We start from the raw sequence: 16734 nt of genomic DNA, 5'->3' as shown, positions 1-16734 counted from the left end.
GTTAATGAATTATTTGGCGGTTTCGGTTGAAAAACGATAAACGGATACCGTATGATACTTTTCTCCGGGTTGTACTGTTATGGACGGAAATTCCGGTTGGTTCGGCGCATCGGGAAAGTGCTGGGGTTCCAGGGCAAAAGCCGTACGAAAATCATCCTTCACGCCACTTTTGAATGTGTTCTTTCCCTGCATAAAATTACCGCTGTAAAACTGTATGCCGGGTTCTTCGGTATAGACGTTCATTGTAATGCCTGTCTTGTCCCCGATAATGGTCGCAGCGTGGTTCATTCCCCGGGATTCCGTACCGTTCAGTACAAAATTATGATCGTAACCGCCCCCGTGTTTCAGCTGGGTATTATCGGCTTCTATACGCTCCCCAATGGTATGAAAATCCGTAAAATCGAAAGGGGTACCTGCTACCGCCCTGATCTCCCCGGTGGGAATAAGGCCTTTGTCTACCGGGGTAAACGTATCGGCATAAAACTTCACCCGGTGTTGCAGCACGGTCCCACTGCCTTCGCCGTTCAGGTTGAAAAAGGCATGATTGGTAAGGTTCACCGGAGTGGGTTTATCGGTAGTTGCTTCGTATTTCATTTTCAGCCTGTTATCATCGGTAACAGCATAGGTAACCTTTACTTTCAGATTTCCCGGAAAGCCTTCTTCCATATCGGGTGAGGTATAGCGCAATATCAGTGTTTGACCATCGGGTTGTTCGGCACTCCACACTACATCCTGAAATCCTTTTTTACCGCCGTGCAATGCATTCTCCCCGTTATTTACGGGAATATTGTACTTCCTGCCATTCAGGGTAAATTTTCCCTTTGCGATACGGTTGCCCACACGGCCGATGGTAGCCCCGAAATAGGGTTCGGTGGAATGGACATATCCTGCAATATCCTTAAAACCGACCACTACATCGGTCATATTACCGTTCTTATCGGGCACCCAAAGCCCTACTATACGGCCTCCGTAGTTGGTGAAAGCTGCTTTTATACTGTCGGTTTTAATCCAGTACAGGCCTACCTTTTTGTTGTTTATAACAGTATCGAATGTCTTTGTTTCCAACAACGGATGATCAACACCATGACCGGTATCCTTTGTGTTTTCCTTTCCTTTTGTTCCCTGTTTACAGGCTACAAAGCCTATACTGAGAACCAGTAAAATGCATATCCTGATTTTTTTCATTGTCAATTTATTATTTCATTATTGCCGTATCACATGATTCTTTGCCGCCCAGTCCTGCCAGAGACTGTCCAGGCGTTTCACTACTTCCGGATACCGGGCAGCTACATTTTCCGTTTCCGTGCGGTCGGTTTTTATACGGTACAGTTCCCAGGGGCTCTTTGTATCGGGGGCAACGAGTTTCCAACCGGATGTACGGACAAAGCGTCCTCCTTCATGCTCATTGAACAGGACGGGATGTCCTTTTCGTTTTTTTCCTTCAAATACGGGCTTCAGGCTTTTCCCCTGTAAAGGGGTGATCTGATTTCCCTGATAGGTTTCAGGATATTCTGTTCCGGCTATGTCGATAAAAGTGGCCATAACATCCATGACATGGCCCACCTGTTCCGTAACACCTCCTTTATCCGTATTGATCCCTTCAGGCCAAAAGGCAATCACGGGCGTATGCACCCCGCCCTCAAAAGACTCCGACTTCCAGTAATTGAACGGGGTATTGGACACATTGGCCCAGCGGGGGCCTATGGAGCCGAAAGTGGTTTCAGGACCGGGAAGCACATCCTTATTCACGGGATATGCGATCTGTTCCCCACTTCTGGTCCTGCCCGGCCTGTCGAACCCGGGACCGTACTGCATACTGTTCTCGGGGCTGGCGCCGTTGTCACTCAGGAAAACAATAAGCGTATTATCCATTTCGCCGGTTTCCCGGAGTGTTTCCAGGATATGCCCTATGCCCCGGTCCATTCGATCTATCATGGCAGCATGAACGGCCATTGCCCTCGCATCCCATTCGGCATGGGGGTTGTTTTCCCATTTCAGTTCGTCCTTCCACCTGGGCGGAAGGGGATAACGGGTGGAATCCAATATTCCGGAAGCAACCAGTTTTTGGTACCGTTGCTGCCTTATGGTATCCCAACCGACCTTATAGGTGTCCTCGTATTTTGCAATATCCTCGGGCAGGGCGTGTAACGGCCAGTGCGGGGCGGTATGGGCCACGTAGAGGAAAAAAGGTTCCCTGTTCCTACTGAATTCACGAATATATGCGGAAGCGGTGTCGTTAATGGCATCGGTATGGTAATAATTTTCAGGTACTGTCTTCACGGGTTCGGTACCGTTTACCAGGCTGAACGGATCGAAAAAATTCACCACTCCCCAGATGTTCCCGAAATACTTTTCAAAACCCCGGTTAACCGGATATTGCTCCACAGGGGCAAACAGGGGATGTTCTTCTCCGTGGTTCAGCCAGTTCAGCTGTTTTTCCGGGCTTTCCTGCACTACGGTATTGGATACATGCCACTTGCCAGTCATCCCGGTGTGATATCCCGCAGATTTTAATACTTCGGCAAGTGTAACCGAAGTTTTGGTCAGGTGCCCCCGGTAGCCTTCCTTTCCTTCATCGGTAGTCATATGCCCGATACCGGCCTGATGGTTGTACAATCCCGTAAGCAGGGACGCCCTGGTAGGGCAGCACCTGGAAGTATTGTAGAACTGTGTAAACCTCAGCCCGTTCTCTGCCAGCCAGTCAATATTTGGAGTCTGTATTTCCCCTCCGTAACAACCGAGGTCGGAAAAACCGAGGTCATCGGCCATAATAAGGACGATGTTAGGTCGCTTATCTTCCCGGGGTTCCTTTTCTTTTGTCCGGCAACCCGAAATCATAACAACCAAAAAGAGGATAAGGAGCGGTTTGGGATACATCGAAATTATTCTTTTATGTTATTGAGCTTTTTGATCAGTTCAGCTTCATCCTGCCTGTAGGGCGTACCGTCTTTCCGGAATATATCGTGAAACCATTCCACGGGTTCTTCCCCACTCTTTATCGGGGTATTCCAGGCGTAAATGGTATTGGTTTTTCCGTTTACCAATCCCCAGTTTATGGCGCCTATATTCTCTTCTTTGAGCATGGGCATAATATTGGCAAACCGACTGTTGCGGGTTCGCGCCATATATTCGGTACAGATCATCGGCCGGCCGTGGCTTTTCAGCACTTCCAAAACCCTTTTGTGAGCTTCGGGATCGTCGTAACTGTGATAGGTAATAATGTCTGAATGGAGGGCCTGAAATGCGTTGAGGTCCTTCAATCCCCAGGACCATAGTCCGGCTGAAACGGGTTGGGAAGGATTGACCTCCCGCGCCCATTTAAACACATTTTTGAGCAAGGGTAACGATTCATTTCCCTTGCCGTCGTTTCCGGGTTCATTATACAGGTCCCACAGCAGGATGCGGTCATCATCCTTAAAAGTGGTCATAATATCTTTTACATACTTTTCCAGTTCGGGAAAGTTCTTTTCCTCTTTGGATGCGGGATTGCCGGGGTCCTGCATCCAGCCGGAATTATGAGTGCCTGTTTCGGGCTCGGGCTGCCTGCCTATCTTCGGGGTTTTACCCCAGACATCGTCAAAGATCACAAACATGGTTTTTATGCCGTGCTTGTCTGCTATGTCCAGGTATTTTTCCACCCGGTCCCTGAAACCTTCCGGATCGGCCTTGTAGGCCAGACTGTGAAGGTATACCCGCATGGCATTCATGCCTATGCTTTCGGCATATCCCAGTTCGCGGTCTATGATTTCGGGGCTGAAAGTATCTTCCTGCCACATTTCGAGCTGGTTTATGGCGTTGCTGGGTATAAAGTTCGCGCCGTTTATCCAGGCGTGTTGTTCATACCATTCCTGCGCTTTTTGTACAGACCATCTTTCGGCTTGCTGTTGCGCCCCGGCGAAAACTATACTGAAAAAGAGCAATACTGATGTTACGGAATATCTGATTTTCATATTTCAACTATTTATACTGAAGTTAATATCTCTCTGATCTTTAAATATAGGAACCCTCTGCTTCCTTCGGGTGTAAAAAAACAGTACTTTTGTTTTATTTGTAGCAAAATCGTTCAGCGTTCCAGTTTTTCCACCGGGGAAAAGATCATGTCTTCCACTCCGCTTACCTTTACCCCGATCCTGGCAAAGACATAATCCTTTACATTGTCTTCGGGGATGACGGCCGAAACACTTATGGCATCAAGATTGTTTAGGTCTGCATCGGTACCTGTATAATTCTCCTGGTCGTTATCCGACACAAAGCTTGTACCGTTAAGATAAAGTGTTACCCTTTCCACATTCCTGGCGTCTTCTCCCGTAATTATCTGTTCAATACTGCAAGACGCCTCTACCGTATTTCCCGAAAGTGAAAATTCTGCGTTTCGTACCATGTAATAGGGTATCACTTCCACATCCATGGTCATGTCCCCCTCCAGGGTAAAAAAGATGGTATCCTGTTGTTGTTCATTGATAATTTCCGTCCGGAACGGGCCTACATTGTTCGTGAATACAAGTTTGTACTCCCCCTTGAACAGTTTACTGCTGAAAGAGCCGTCCTGCCCTAGCCGGACACCAACAGGACCGGGATTGCCGTACCCGGGTTGCCACAATTGAAAGTCAACTGCATCGTGGCGTACCTGTAAGGGCTCTCCGTTATAAACTACCCGTCCGCTGAAAAATGTGTCCGGTTCGTCAAAATTGTCGATCCCGCACGAGGCCAGGATAGCGGAAACACATAAGCCTGTAAGAACGTGTTTTATTCTGAGTGTTTTCATCTTTGCCGTTTTAGTGATTAGGATTTTTTACGATCTTCGGATTGTTGTTGAGAATATCCTGCCCGATCTCGGAATAGTAGTTACCGAACCGGAAACGGTCGGATGCCGTTACCCGGCTGGGCCTTATGATCTTGTAGATATATTTTTGATGATCGGCATTTCCCGGATCGTGAATTTTATAAGGCCACAATCCGTAAGGCTGGGTCTGCCGTTTGGTAGCGCTGCCTATGTTTTCCATGATTTCGGTTTCGGAAATTTCCGTACCGTCCATTACCGTATGGGCAATTCTCCAGCGTTTGAGATCAAAGAAATACAGTCCTTCAAAGGCGAGTTCTACAAAGCGTTCGTGGGCAATCCTGTCGAATGTAATATCACCCGGAGCGAGCGGAACGGTAATCCCCGCCCTTTCCCTGAGCCTGTTCATGTATTCTGCGGCTACATCGGGTTGCCCCAGTTCGAATGCAGCTTCCGCAGCGTTCAGTAACACTTCTCCGAAACGGTAACGGATAAACCACACATCGCTCTGCACACCACGCTGCCCCGATCCGTCTTTAGGATCCTGGTATTTGCGGACATAAAAACCGCTTTGCGCCACGTGTTCCATACCGTCAATGGGCCCGTCAAAGCCCACTACCTGTACCGAAGTTCCGTCTATGTCTTTGGACTGTCCGCGGGAATCCCCGCTTACTACGGTTCCGTCGGGCAACTGTATGCCTGCAAAAATATCCACTTCCTGCCCTTTAAACGAAGAACCGGGGACTATCACGGTACCTTCGAGACGGGCATCGCGGTTTTCAAAGATGTCCTTTATACCATCGTAAGCAATGTAATTACCGGATGCATCCTTGTTGGGCAAAGGTTCGAATTCCCCGTTGAGGGTTTCAAAAGACTGCACGAGGTTCAGGGCAGGGTTTATACGCCCCCCTTCTTCTTCCTCTGCACCGAAACGGGGCTGATTGGATATTGTAAAACCATGTCTTTTGCCCGTTTGCAGTTTGTAATCTTCTACAAAAATGGCTTCGGGATTGCTGGCCTTGTCGTAAAAGATACCGGCAAAGTTATCGGCCAGGTCCGGTTTTTTCTGATACAGGTCATACGCTCCCGCTTCACCGTTTATAATCTTCCGTGCTGCCTGTAATGCCGTGGTATAATAACCATCGGCCCGATCTGCGGGGATGCCTACTTCTCCGCCCGGCAATGCCACCTGGGGTGTGGTTGCTCCGTATTTGGCAATGGAACCGGCATATAAGGCCGCCCTGCACTGCATGGCAAGTGCAGCACCCATACTGGCCCTCGATTTGGAATTGACATCATTGGGCAGCACATCCCTGATCTCTTCTGCTTCCTGTATGACAAAATCATAAACAGCAGCTTCCGTCTCTCTCGAATGTTGTAAATATGTAGGGTCGCCACTATAGTCGTACTCCAGGGGTTCCAGGATAAGCGGAACTCCTCCCATCCGTTTTACCAGGGTAAAATAATAAGAGGCCCTTAAAAACCTGGCTTCGGCTATAAACCGGGTTTTCAGGGCTTCTTCCAGCCCTTCGGAAGCGGTAACTTCTTCTATGAATATATTCAGATCGCGGATATAGCCGTAATCCCATGTTCCCCAGTCGCCATATCCCCAACCATTATTCTGAAACGCCCCGTAGCTGCCGTTGTCTGACCAGAAGGCCACATTAAAACGCGACAGGGATTGCCAGTTTTCAACGGTACCGAAATCGTGATAACGGTTATAGAGGTCTGCCAGAATGGATAAGGTCAGTTCCGGACTGTTATAGGCTTTGTCCGAAGGTATGATCTGGGTAGGGTCCCTGTCCAGGAATTCGTCGTCATTACAACTTCCCGACAACAGTGCCAGGGCCAGCAGGATATATATATGTTTTTTCATCTCGATGCTTTTACGTTATAAAGAAATATTTACACCCATGTTCACAAACTTGTTCGGAGGGTATTGCAACCCGTTGGTGTCTGCGATCTCGGGGTCCACTCCGAACTTGGATAAATTGTCTATGGAGAAGAGGTTATACCCGTTTATGTAAACCCTCATTTTCTGTATACCGAACCTCTCCAGCAGGTTTTTCGGAAGGGAATAACCGAGTTCCAGGGTCCTTGCCCTGATATAGGTTACATTGTGCAGCCAGAAGGTGGAGTTCCTGTAACTGCTGTGCCCTCCGTGGTTATAGCGTAAGGGCGGATATTTTCCGGATATCCATTCACTGTTGATATCAAAAGGGTCGGCCCTGTGCCATCGGTCCAGGAACAAACTGTTGAGCGCCCCTTCGTTCTGATAGGGTACCCTGGTTTCGTGTTCCTGGTTCCAGGAATATCCGGAAGCTCCCGAGAAATCAGCGGTAAGGTCGAAGCCTTTATAAGCCATCCGCAGGCTGAAACCGAAGTTGATATTAGGGTTGAACGAAGTATAGCCGATAGGCCGTTCATCATGCCCGTCGATATAGCCGTCACCGTTTAAATCCTTGTAAATGATATCTCCGGGCAGGAGCGTGGAATTTCCCTGACCATCAATATTTACCGGGTAATTATCGATCTCTTCCTGGGTCTGGAACTGGCCGGTAGCGGTGAGGCCCCAGAAAATATGTTCATACCTGCCTTCCCGGCGATTGCGGTATTCCTGGAGTGAATTGGCATAACGGGGTTTATAGCTGTCCAGGAACTTGCTCCTGGAAACAGAGGCATTGCCGCTCACCGTAAAGGTAAGTTCCCCGAAATTCCCGGAATAGGCCAGCGCACCTTCTATTCCGTATCTCGCGTCGCTGTTTACGTTTTCATCGGGAAGGGAATAACCGACTTCACTGGGGATCAGTATATCGTATTTTCGCCCCCGGAGCCCGGTACGTTTCCTGTAAAAGTATTCGAACGAACCGCTCAGCTTGCTGTCAAACATGTAAAAATCGGCGCCTATATTGGTCATCTTACTTTTAAACCAGCTGAAATTGGTAATGGGCAACCCCCTGTTCCGGGAACCGACCACTACATCCCCGTCCAGAATGACCTGGGATACATTGTAGTTATAACCACTCAGGTAATCGTAGGCCCCGAGGCCGGTGACATCCCTGTTATCATCACCCAGTACGCCATAGGATGCCCGGAACTTCAGGTCGTTCAGCACGGATTGTTCACCAAGAAGGTTCTGCATGAATTTTTCATCGGTGATCCGCCACCCTCCGGAGATCGAAGGAAAAAAGCCCGTTCTCTTACCCGGGGCAAACATCCAGGAGGCATCGCGTCTTCCGGAAAGTTCCAGATAGTATTTATTCTTGTAATTATAGCTTATCCGGCCTACGTAGCCTATCCTGGCTTCTTCATTGTCGCTGTCGTCAAAAGTGTCCATATCCTTGAAATAGATCAGCGGCAGGTCATTGTTATCCGGTACGGAATGTACCCATTGGCGGATATACCTGTCCTCTTTTCGTTCCATCACAAAAAAGGACTCTATATTGTGATCGCCGAAGGAGTTCTTATAGTGCAACTGGGCCTGGTACAGCTGCCGTATGATCTTTTCATTTTCCCGTTCACGCCAGGGATTGGTGCTTCCGCCGGTAACCTCATAACTATCCGTATCGGGATGATAGGTGTAGGCCTCATAGGTATACTCGTGACCGTCACGTACCTGGTCGGCAAGGTAATACGAATACATCCCCTTCAGGGTAAGCCCTTCAACAAAAGGGATATCGTATTCTCCCGTAAAATTGCTTTGAAGTACCCTCCAGGTATCCAGGGCATATCCGCCTATTTCCTTGTTGTGCAATGCCCAGTTGGTTTCGTTATGCCCTATGTCGTTCAGGTAATCCGGGTTATCATTGGCGTAAGGACGCTCAAAGGGACGATTGCGCAGAATGGCGAAACGGGGCAGCCAGTAATCGTCAGCACCGGGAATACCGGGATTGTCCCGAATCTCTATCCGGCCGTTAATCTGAACACCCACCCGCAGACGGTCGGATATGTCGGCATCAACATTACTCTGGATGTTGGTACGTTCAAAAGTGAATTCATCGCCCAGGACGGACTCCTGTTCCAGTCTTGTGGCGGACAGGTAGTAGTTGATCTTTTCGGACCCTCCGGATGCACTGACATTTATACTTGTCAAAGGCGCATTTTTCTTGATGATAAAATCTTTCCAGTTAAAGGAACGGTACCCGTATTCGGTCCCTTCCCTGTATTTCTCCAGTTCTTCCGGGGTAATGGCTGTTTGTCCGTACTGGTTGACATCCGCTTCGGCTTTCATCAACATCCATTGGTAGGAATCGTTGACCGGATCGGGAAATCTCGACCAGTTTTGCCAGCCCGTATAGGCATTGATATTCACCGTATTCCGCGATCCTTTTCTTCCCTTTTTCGTAGTGACCACCACTACGCCGTTTGCCGCGCGTACCCCGTAAATGGCCGCCGAGGCATCTTTTAATACGGTAAGGCTTTCTATGTCGTTTGGTGCGAGGTTGTTGAACTGTCCTTCATCCTGGGGAACGCCGTCTATGATATACAGGGGCGTACCCATATTCCGGATCTGAACTGCTGCACCCGCACCGGGCCGACCGTCCGCCATCCGGAAGGTTACCCCGGGTATTTTTCCGGCAAGACCCGAACTTACCGTAGCCCCGCCGTGTACATTTTCGAGGTCGTCACTGGTTACCGTGGCAATGGACCCGGTAAGGGACTTTTTCTCCTGCGAGGAATAACCGGTTATAACCACTTCATCGAGTTGCTGGGCATCTTCTTTAAGGACCACATCGATACGGGTTTTACCCTCCACGGGTATTTCCTGTTTTATGAACCCGACATAGGAAAATGTCAAGATATCTCCTTCCTCAACGCTAATGGTATAGTTCCCGTCAAAATCGGTGGTAGTTCCCTTTGCCTTGTCTTTTACCAATATGTTCACCCCGGGCATCGGGGTACCTTTTTCATCAGTTACGGTCCCCTCAACGGCTTGCTGCCGGGGTTTTTCCTCTGGTTTTTTAACGGGCGGGGGCGAAGGGCGGACTTTCTTTACGGCAATGGTATTGTCTTTCTGTAAAAAAGACAGCCGGGCTTTCCGGGATATTTTCCCCAGTATATAAGCCACGCTTTTATTACGGGCATTAATGGTTATTTTTTCGTTGATATGGTTTATAAGCCCTTCCTCATAGAAGAAAACAAAATCGGTCTTGTTCTCTATGGTTTTCAGGGTTTGTACAACGGATGCTTCGTTCACCGTTATGTTTATAAAAACATTCCTGATGTTTTGTGAAGTTGCCCTGGAGGCAAAGGCAGACCCGGAAAATATCCAGATGCCCAGTATGGCGGAACGTATAGTCATGGTAATACACGCCTTGACAAGATTATTTTTCATAATTTTGTTGAAAATTAAATGAAACTTCGGTTTTGTTTGGTTCCGGCCTTCTATCAATTGCGCTAACAGTGGTAAGAGGGCCGTTTTTTTGGTATTTTTTATGTTTTTGTCATACAGGTCGATTTATGGTTTCATACTCGGAAGACGATGTTTTTATCTTTCCCTACAGCTTTTTCCGCTTATAATGACATTGTCTTTTGTAATCTTATAAGTAATTCCCAGTGAGTACTGAAAAGTGTGCAGCACGTTGGCCAGGCTCTCATTTTTGTGCCTGCCCCTTATAACACAATGCTTCAACTCCGGATTTTCGAGTATTACTTTTACACCGTACCAGCGTTCCAGCATTTTGGCCGCTTCGTCAAGCGGTGTTTTATCAAAGGAAAGAATACCGTCTTTCCAGAGGGCTATGCTGTTAATGTCTATTTTTCTTTTCGTAAAACTTTTTTCTTCCGGCCTATAAACGGCCTGCTGACTCGGGCTAAGCAACAGTTGTTGTTTTATGGTCGTACTGTCCTTCGCATCCTTATCCGTTTTACCACTTACCCGTACCAGTCCCGTGGCTACCGAAACCTCCACTTTCCCGTCATTTTCATAAGCCCTGACATTAAAGGATGTTCCCAGCACCCTTGTAGTCAGTTCTCCCGTCCTCACGATAAAAGGGCGCTTTTTATCCTTTACCACGTCAAAAAAAGCTTCTCCCTGAAGGACCACTTCCCGGGTATTTTGGGGAAAACGATCGGGGAATGTCAATTCGCTGCCCGAATTTAGTCTCACCACTGTTCCGTCAGGCAGGGTAACCGTTGCCTTTTTTCCACCGGATATATGCTGGGTAACCATTTCCGGCGGTGGTGGCTGGGTACGGTTAAGGTTCCTGTAATACATTGTTCCCGCAATGGCCAGAAAGAGTACCAGTACCGCCGCGAGTTTATAGTACGCTCCCTTATTTTTATATTCCGGACGGTGTATTTTATGCCTTTTGTCGGCCTTTTCCATCAGCTCCCGGAAACGGGCATCTGAAATTGTATTCCTTTCAGGAAGATCCCCGTTTTTTTTTAGTTCTTCCCAGCGGGCGTCCATCCAGCTCCTTATTCTGCTTTCCGAACCGGATGCCTTTATCCAGTCCATCAACCGGTGGTATTCTTCTTCGGTTATGGTATTCTCCTGAAACTTTTTAAACAATTTTTCTATGTCCTGCTCCCTGTTCATCTTCCTTTTTTAGTTATAACAGGCGTCGGATGGTCTCTTTTTAAACGCCACGTATTTCTCTTCTCCTTTCCAAGCCACATAAACAACACACGTTACCGGGCAAAAAGTCCCAACCGAAAAGCCAATTTTATTTAAAAAAATAATATTCCACCTATTCCCGGACAGTATAAGTGGGAAATTCGGTTATCCTCAGGGTTGTACATCCGTAGGGGATCAGTGTGATCTCTTTAACGTCACCGGGATGTTTGACATTTCTCCAGAACCCGGGCATTACGGGCACCCCGTTCACCGCCTTCCAGTCGGTTGCCTTTACACCTTTCAACCGAAGTTCTGTAGGCGCATTTTCCAGGTTCCAGGGATAGCTCCCGTCCCAGGTATTTTCCACAAACTCTATGTATCGGCCGGGATCGTTTATTTCGGATTCCAGCAATCCGTAGTTCCAATCGTTTACCGGGTAATATTCCGTAAATTCCCTATAGCCGTCCTTGCGGTCTTTTTTCTTTTCTTCGTGGGGGATTTTCAGGGCGTATACCAGCGGGCCCCTTTCCACCGCAGTTGAAAACTCAAACCACTTTGACGTTCGTATGGTCATGGGTAACTTCAATACCACTTCATCCCCCGTCTTCCATTTCCTGTTGACAATGGCCACCCGGTTATGCACGGGAACATCCCTGATTTCCCCGTTTACGGAAATGGCCGCGTTTTCTGCCCAGGACGGAATGCGCAGGTGGAAAGGGAATGAAGCCGGCTCTGATAAAGTAAGTTTAAAACGAACCGTTTCCCGGAACGGAAACCCGGTGGTTTCATGTACTTCCAGATCAACATCACCGGCCACCCGAAGACGAACCCTCCCGGGGGCATACTGTAAAGCGGCCACTCCCCCGTTATGCGTAGCATAGAACATATTCTGCACAAACTTTGGCCAGGACTGGTGCATATTGGTGGTACAGCAGGTATAGCCCGTAACGGTACCAAACACAAAGTCGGTAAAATGATGGTTATGGGTTTCGAATGCGGCATCGGTACGGTCGCTCACCTCGATCTGGTTAGCCGCCTGGAAATACTGCCTGGACATAAAGTCGTCTGATGCCTGTGTGGGGAGGGCGTTATAAGTGATCTTTTCGAGCAGGTCTGCAAATTCCATATCCCCGGTTATGCGGATCATGCTTTCAAGGGAAAACATCATTTCGGATACGGAACAGAACTCAATACCGCGGACGGGGTTATTGCCGTGAAGCGGTTCGTCTCCCCCGTACATGCCCTGCGGCTGACCGTGATATTTTTTGATGTCCCGAAGCGCCTTTTTAACGGCCCTGAAATATTTTTCATCCGTATCTTTCTGGTAATACACAAGGGGTTCTTTTATTCCCTGGGCCAGGTTTACCGTGTGTATCCCTCCTATTTTGGACAGGGAAACTTTACGAATCTCCGTAGCATCGAAAGGGTAACCTTTCATTCCTCCGAAAGACCAGGGATGCCCGGGATCGTCATTATCGCCCTCATCGAGGAAAACGGTGGTCCACGGGAAGGTTTGCTCGTGTATCAGGTCTCCCAGTTCCAGAAGAAATTCATCTCCCGTAATATTGTAAAGCCAATACACCACCTGCAAATTATCCCCACCTCTGCGACTTGCCCAGAATGAAAGGTAATCCAGGGGACGTTCAGGGAGTTCTCTCAACTGGTATTTGAAATACCCGGTCAGGGCTGTTATCACTCTTTCATCACCGGTAGCTTCATAATGCTGTTTCAGTATTTTGAGCATGATCATTTTGGGCCACCAGTCCCTTCGTCTGCCCCGTTGCAGGCCGGGTTCATGTTCGGGATCTTCCTCAAACGGAACGGGGCCGAGGTATCCTTCTTCGGTCTGGTCGTTGAGTGTCCATTCTATCCACGGCCTCACTTTTTCCTTCAGGGCCTCGTCATCCAGAATATAGGCCAGGGGGAGCAAGCCGTCTATCCAGTAGGGGCCTCTTTCCCATCCGTCCCCGTCTCCGCCGAGCCACCCGTTCCTTTTACCCACTACTTCGGGGTAAATGGAATCGAGTTTTCCTGTCATGCCGTCTGCCATTCGCTGTAATTGTTCTTTCAGCCAGCCTTCTGTGCGTATAGCTCCCGGCGGGAGTTCCAGATAAGTTCTAGGCTTCAGCGGGGCCCTGTTTTGCAGGTAATTGGCCCCGGATATCGTATTTTCTTCCCCGGTTGTTGTTTCTTTGCTCCCGTCCGTACAGGACAGTAAGGCCAGGGTCACACCAAAACAGCTAAGTAGTTTTTTCATTTTCTTCTGACAGGTTGATTAATTATACATGGGAAGGATGCCGGACTATGTCACAGTTACCTTCCCGTTACCATATACAACACACGTAACTTCCCCGAAAGTCCCGGTTTGCCAGCCGGTTCAATCTGAATAAATAGTTAAGTAATTGATTTTCAAATAAAAAAACTGAATTTTTTTTCACACTAAAAGAAACGGCACAGGGACAACAGAAAAAGAAGTTTGATAGTGTTTTCCAGGTGGGGACGTAATTGTATTTTTATGGTTTCAAAAGTTTTCCACAAGTGATTTTTTACGGTTTTGGGTGAAATTCCGAGTATATCGGCAATTTCCGCATTGGTCTTGCCTTCTTCCCTGGACATGATATAGATGGACCGCTTTTTCTGCGGAAGATGCTCTACAATATCATCCAGTATTTGTCGGTACTCGGAAAGTATGACCTCGGCCTCCGTATCTTCCTGTAACCGGGAAATGTTTTTCCACAACTCATCCCGGATCGCTGCCCGCTGTGATGCATTGCGCAAGTAATTGAGCGTACGGTTTTTCGCCATGGTATACAAAAGGGAACTGAACGATCCCCTGAGTTTGATCTCCGCCCTGCGCTCCCATATTTTAATGAATACTTCCTGGACGATCTCCTCTGCGATATAATCAGACTTTGTATAGGAAAAAACAAATGCGTGCAGCCTTTGTTCCATAAGCTCAAAAATAGCCCGGAACGCTGCACGATCGCCTTCGCTAAAACCTTTTAGCAATTTCTTGCTTATTATGTCATTTTTGGAACTGTTCACCGAACGGGGTACTTTTCACTATCGGCATAAACTTAGTAAACAATTAAGATTTTAACAAAAATTAATTTATTTTTTCACAAACTTTATTTTATGTGTCGCTTGTTTTTATAAATACCTCAAAATATTTTAGCTTTCACTCCTCTGTCACAATTTTCAGTTCTCCTCCCCGCATCAAAACTTCATGCGGAACAAAATACGACCGGACCGGCGCTGTATTTACACGTATCTCTTTCAACTTTCTTCCCGTGCCCTTTTTTTGCAGGGATACCGGTTTATGTCCGTCAAAAGTCAGTTCTACCGTATCAAATAAAGGAACCGTAACCAGGTATTCCGGATCGGCGGGAGACAGGGGATACAATCCCATTGCGGCAAATACGTACCAGGACGACATTTCCCCGGCATCGTCCATTCCCGCCAGGGCCAGACCCTTTTCACCTATACCGTAATAGTTTTCCAGGATAGTATCGATAACCTGTTGTGACTTGTATGGCTTATCTACAAAATAATAGGCAAACGGCGCCTCGTGATCGGGCTGGTTACCGTGGCTATACTGTCCGATAAAACCCGAAACATTCCTAGCGATATGCGCCGGGTTCCACGGCATGGTAAACAGGGTATCCAGTTTGCTTTCAAATTCCTTTCTTCCGCCGTACAGTTCCACCAGCCCCGGCATGTCATGAGGAACATAAAAAGATACCTGCCGGGCGTTAGCTTCGCGGTACATGTATTCGTAATAGGGATATTCCGGGTTAAACGGGGCTATCCACTTCCCGTTTTCAAGTTTTCCCCGCATAAAGTTTACGGAAGGGTCAAAGACATTGGCATAGTTTTTTGACCTTTTCATAAGGTCTTCATACCGGACGGAATCCTTCATCGCTTTGGCCAGTTGGGCAAGCGCATAATCGTCATAGGCATATTCGAGGGTTTTTGACACCCCCGCCTTTCCCTTGCTTTCCACATCCGGATTGTCTACTTCAGGATCGGAAATGTATCCCTTTTTTATATATTCTGAAATAAAAGGTCTTGTTCCTCCTTCTTTATAGGCATTATTGCACAATAATGCATAGGCATTCTCCACATCAAATCCCCTTATTCCACGCAAATACGAACTGGTAATGAAGGATGCGGCATGATCGCCATGAAAAAAAGTGGGAATAAAACCCCTGATCTTTCCGCGGTTCACCAGGGATTGAATCACATCACCGGTAACATCCGGGGAGAGCAGTCCGAGTAATACCAGTTTATTGCGATACGTGTCCCAAAGTGAAGGAATGGTGTAATAACGAAAATCTTCTTTTCGCCGCTGTCCGGCCTCATCGGTAAACTCCCCGTTAACATCGCTGCGAAGTGCCGGCCAGAGGAAAGCCCGGTACAACGAAGTATAGAACAGTTCCTTTTGCTTTTCGGTCCCTCCGGATACCTTAATAGCGGACAGGAGTTTTTCCCAGGCGGCTTTTCCTTCGGCATGAACCTCATCCAGGGTTTTATGCCCTATTTCCTTTTCCAGGTTTTCCGCGGCATTTTCAACACTCACAAAAGACAGGCCTATTTTCAGGACTACGGGTTGTTCCTTATTTTTCAATTCTATGAGGGCATAGCCTTCGTGCTCTCCTCCATTCTTTTTTTCGATATTGTCTATCTCCCTGTTCACGGTGGCCGAGAAATATATCTTTTCCCGGCCCATCTGCTGAAAACCTTCCAGTCTGCTTTTACCCACAAGCCGGATGTCCCAGTCGGATACACGGTGATTGGCCCTGCCCAGGTCAAAAAGCAGTTTTTGACCGGATGCCGGATTTTTGTAGGTGTATTCATGGATACCACAGCGCAGGGTAGTGCTCAGCCTCACTCCGATATTGTAATCTTTCAGCAATACCTCGTAATAAGCGGGAGAAGCTTTTTCCTCTTCATGACTGAATGTTGACCTGAAGGGGTATTCCGCATTTCCGGAAACGGGGAGTACGGGAATATTGCACAGGTTCCAGTGCCCTTTATTGGTATGGGTAAACCCCAGTATCTCCGTATCTTCATATTCATATCCGGCCCCACTGCCGTATTCGGTAATGGGACTGAGCTGTACCATGGCATTGGGAAGGGAAGCGCCGGGATAAACCAGCCCCGCCCATACCCGCCAGTTCTCCGGAGGCGTATAACCCGTAATCTCCGGGTCGGTAAGTGGTGCCGTGCCGATAAACGGGTTTACGTGTGATGTAAGCGCTACATCATCCGTTTTATTTGCGGGAGTCTGCTTCGCTTTATTTTCCTTTTTGCAGTTCCAGCACAAAAAAGATACGACAAGCAAGACCATCCCGCTTTTTAAAAATGCTTTCATAATTTCGGTTTTAATTGGTTT

10 protein-coding genes are annotated in these 16734 nt (G+C 47.8%); all 10 read right to left on the bottom strand.

What is annotated here, in order from left to right; all coding sequences use genetic code 11:
* Positions 1-9 precede the first annotated feature (9 nt).
* A complete protein-coding gene (locus tag LS482_RS14580; RefSeq protein WP_233028248.1) occupies positions 10-1185 on the bottom strand; it encodes an aldose epimerase family protein in 1176 nt (391 codons plus the stop codon).
* 18 nt (positions 1186-1203) lie between these two features.
* Positions 1204-2877, bottom strand: a complete 1674-nt coding sequence (locus LS482_RS14575) for an arylsulfatase (protein ID WP_233028247.1) — start codon at positions 2875-2877, stop codon at positions 1204-1206.
* 5 nt (positions 2878-2882) lie between these two features.
* A complete protein-coding gene (locus tag LS482_RS14570) occupies positions 2883-3950 on the bottom strand; it encodes a cellulase family glycosylhydrolase (RefSeq protein ID WP_233028246.1) in 1068 nt (355 codons plus the stop codon).
* A 113-nt stretch (positions 3951-4063) separates the two neighbouring features.
* Positions 4064-4765 (bottom strand): DUF3823 domain-containing protein, encoded by a 702-nt coding sequence (locus LS482_RS14565; RefSeq protein WP_233028245.1) that lies wholly within the window; start codon positions 4763-4765, stop codon positions 4064-4066.
* A gap of 10 nt (positions 4766-4775) precedes the next feature.
* Complete coding sequence (locus LS482_RS14560; protein WP_233028244.1) at positions 4776-6656, bottom strand: RagB/SusD family nutrient uptake outer membrane protein; 1881 nt, start codon at positions 6654-6656, stop codon at positions 4776-4778.
* A 15-nt stretch (positions 6657-6671) separates the two neighbouring features.
* Positions 6672-10115, bottom strand: a complete 3444-nt coding sequence (locus tag LS482_RS14555; RefSeq protein WP_233028243.1) for a SusC/RagA family TonB-linked outer membrane protein — start codon at positions 10113-10115, stop codon at positions 6672-6674.
* A 153-nt stretch (positions 10116-10268) separates the two neighbouring features.
* Complete coding sequence (locus LS482_RS14550) at positions 10269-11321, bottom strand: FecR family protein (protein WP_233028242.1); 1053 nt, start codon at positions 11319-11321, stop codon at positions 10269-10271.
* Positions 11322-11472: 151 nt separating this feature from the next.
* Complete coding sequence (locus tag LS482_RS14545) at positions 11473-13596, bottom strand: beta-L-arabinofuranosidase domain-containing protein (RefSeq protein ID WP_233028241.1); 2124 nt, start codon at positions 13594-13596, stop codon at positions 11473-11475.
* Between the two features lie 182 nt (positions 13597-13778).
* Positions 13779-14348, bottom strand: coding sequence for an RNA polymerase sigma factor (locus tag LS482_RS14540; RefSeq protein WP_233028240.1), 570 nt, complete (start codon positions 14346-14348; stop codon positions 13779-13781).
* A gap of 169 nt (positions 14349-14517) precedes the next feature.
* Positions 14518-16713 (bottom strand): GH92 family glycosyl hydrolase, encoded by a 2196-nt coding sequence (locus LS482_RS14535; protein ID WP_233028239.1) that lies wholly within the window; start codon positions 16711-16713, stop codon positions 14518-14520.
* Positions 16714-16734: the final 21 nt, after the last annotated feature.

The sequence above is a fragment of the Sinomicrobium kalidii genome (genome assembly GCF_021183825.1).
In the GTDB taxonomy this organism is placed as follows: Bacteria; Bacteroidota; Bacteroidia; order Flavobacteriales; family Flavobacteriaceae; genus Sinomicrobium; species Sinomicrobium kalidii.
The sequence above is the reverse complement of the archived record's forward strand: the minus strand, read 5'-3'. Positions and strand labels throughout refer to the sequence as shown.